Origin of the sequence: Streptococcus mitis, from assembly GCF_003942965.1 — a bacterium.
GTDB classification, from domain to species: Bacteria; Bacillota; Bacilli; order Lactobacillales; family Streptococcaceae; genus Streptococcus; species Streptococcus mitis_BH.
In genome coordinates this window covers 1-2553 of record NZ_RJOG01000055.1, presented here as the reverse complement: position 1 = coordinate 2553, position 2553 = coordinate 1, and the positions used below count along the sequence as shown (strand labels likewise).

Below are 2553 nucleotides of genomic sequence, written 5' to 3'. Positions count from 1 at the left end.
TAGGAATAAGGGATTCTGAAAAATATTCTCGATATTTTTTAGAAGTTCAGAAACAATCTGAAGATTTTGATTGTAACTTCTTTAATTTTGATAACATGGATTATTATGTAGTGGATGATTCTGTTCATTTTAAACAGATTATTAACTTAGAGAATAGTTCCTATGTGTTTTGGAAAGATTATTAATTTTTATAACGGGCACATAGGATACTATTTATTAGAAAACCGTTTTTAAGAATTTTTGTTGCTAAAAAATTCTTTGAGTATAGCAATAGGTATGACATTGGATATAATTGCTCGTAGTTGATATTTATGGTAAAATTAACCAAAAGATATGGAAATACTTACAAGTTATTGCATGATTTGAAATTTCAATCGCAATTTATTTTATGATGTATAAGTCACATTTAAATTTAGCATTTATTAGTAAGATTTCATTAACAAAATACATCTTTGACAGGTGTTACATTATTTTATAAAAAGGAGATAAATATGGCATTGAATATATTTGAAGTCATTCGTTATGAAGGAGAAGATACTAGGAATACATTAGCTTGGCGCCATCCCAATAACAATCTTAAACCTGGGACAACTCTGATTGTTAATCCTGGTCAGCGAGCTGTTTTTTTCTCGAATGGTCGTGTAGTTGGTAGTTATGGTGAAGGACAGCATAAGATTGATGGAAACAATACTCAGTTTCTGTCTGGATTGAAATCCTTTGTTAGTGGGGGAGTATCGCCAGATTCTTCGTTCATTTGGTTTGTTAATATGTATGACTTACAACCAATTGGATGGGGGACTCCTTCACCGATATTGATTAGAGATCCAGAAAGTCAAATTCCTGTCGAACTAAAATCGCATGGGAACTTTATTCCTAGAATTGTTGATTTAGAAGCTTTTATTTTAGAATTTATGCCAAGCCATCCAGATAAGATTACAGCTGAAGTCTTTCAAAAACGTTTTAGACAGGCTGCTATAGGAATTATCAATTCAGCTGTTTCTCAGGTTGTTTATAACAATAAGATTGCAGTCATTGATATTGAAAAGCACACGTATGATATAGCTCTTGAATTATCAAAAATTTTATCTAACCGTTTCTCTAAATATGGGGTTAGTGTTGCAGAATTCAATATTGAAGCTTTGAAGGTTAATCAAGATAGTAAAGGTTATAAGGAAATTTTTGAATATCATCAAAGAATTTTGACTTCTAAAGGTAACCGTGAAGGTCGTGACATTGAAGGTTACACTTACCAAGAAGAGCGTAAATTTGATGTTTTAGAAGAAGCGGCCCAAAATGAAGGATCGGCAGGAAATCTAATGGGAGCTGGTATGGGACTATCGATGGGGCTTGGCTTAGGAGCCCAATTTGGTAATTTGATGGGAACTATGGGAAATACAAAATTATCAGGTAACCAATCAAATCCGAATCAATCAGTCTCAACAGAAGAAGTCGGTTTAGCTAAGTTTTGTAGTCAGTGTGGGGCCGCATTTTCAGAGGGGGCTAAATTTTGTTCCAATTGTGGTCAGGCAAGATAGGAGGATAAGAATATGAGTAAAAATATTTGGATTTATGTAGCAGGAGTTTTGACCATCATCACTACAATTATTTTAGGATTATTAATTCCACATCTATCTATTCCTTTGTATTTCGTCGCCCTGGGAATTTTAGTCATAGCAGAGTTTGTTTTTTTCCTACAAATGGTTATTAAGCGTCAATTTACAGATTGGCTACCTATCAATGTAGTTACAGCTATTTGGGTACTTGGGCAAGTTTGCATGATGCCTCTAGTACAGATTTTACCAAGTTTTCTATTTTGGATTATTGAAGTACTAGCAATCGGGTTGGTGGCTATTATAGGCTCTTTAACAGCAGCGGATAGCCACTATCGTAAAGGACGAGCAGAAGATTTCTCAGAAAAAGCAGAGGATGTTTTTAAACCTAAAACGGGAGATTATTAATGTATCAAGTATTTCGGTCATTAAGTTTGCTATTTATGGGATTGACGAGTGCAATATTTGTTATGGCGGTTGTATTTGAAATTTTAGTAATGACGACTACTACCAATTTGGAGCCTTTATATATGAAATTTTTTATTTCTAGTCCCGTTCTATTTTCTTTAACTGGTTTTGCTTTGTCTATGTTTATTTTTTATAGTTTCGGAATATTAGAAAAAATTAAAATAAAAGTAAAAGCACTAGATAATATATATAATGGTAAAGCACAGTATAAAGAGTACCTTATTAATCAAAAGAAAGGAGAAAAGTAAGTGTCTGATTTATTGAATATAAATTGGCGGTGCTTATATAAATGGGTTTTAGTTCTACTTTCTTCTTTTCTGTCATTATATGATTTTGTACGACATATAGAAGAACCAAGTATTCTAAGGATGAGTATCATTCCATTTATATTTTTATTGACGTTAAAAATTTTATTCATAATCTTTCGAGTGAAATCAGAAAGGGTCTTATCCTATACACCTATTCTATCTGTCTTAGTATTGCTATTAGGTGCCCCGAATATTACTTATGTTATTTTTTCTCTACTGTATCTGTT

At 32.5% G+C, this 2553-nt stretch carries 4 protein-coding genes; all 4 read left to right on the top strand.

What is annotated here, in order from left to right; genetic code table 11:
• On the top strand, nucleotides 1-185 hold a 185-nt coding region (locus D8837_RS09630), incomplete at its 5' end, for a hypothetical protein (RefSeq protein ID WP_125456862.1).
• A 306-nt stretch (nucleotides 186-491) separates the two neighbouring features.
• A complete protein-coding gene (locus D8837_RS09125) occupies nucleotides 492-1535 on the top strand; it encodes an SPFH domain-containing protein (RefSeq protein WP_125456861.1) in 1044 nt (347 codons plus the stop codon).
• Between the two features lie 12 nt (nucleotides 1536-1547).
• Complete coding sequence (locus tag D8837_RS09120; protein ID WP_125456860.1) at nucleotides 1548-1958, top strand: hypothetical protein; 411 nt, start codon at nucleotides 1548-1550, stop codon at nucleotides 1956-1958.
• The gene (locus D8837_RS09115; RefSeq protein WP_125456859.1) at nucleotides 1958-2266 is read left to right on the top strand and encodes a hypothetical protein; all 309 of its coding nucleotides are present in this window, start codon (nucleotides 1958-1960) and stop codon (nucleotides 2264-2266) included. The genes D8837_RS09120 and D8837_RS09115 overlap by 1 nt, the downstream gene beginning before the upstream one ends.
• Nucleotides 2267-2553: the final 287 nt, after the last annotated feature.

Coding starts and splice junctions, on each gene's coding strand:
- D8837_RS09125 (WP_125456861.1), top strand. CDS start 492: ATGGCATTGAATATATTTGAAGTCATTCGTTATGAAGGAGAAGATACT.
- D8837_RS09120 (WP_125456860.1), top strand. CDS start 1,548: ATGAGTAAAAATATTTGGATTTATGTAGCAGGAGTTTTGACCATCATC.
- D8837_RS09115 (WP_125456859.1), top strand. CDS start 1,958: ATGTATCAAGTATTTCGGTCATTAAGTTTGCTATTTATGGGATTGACG.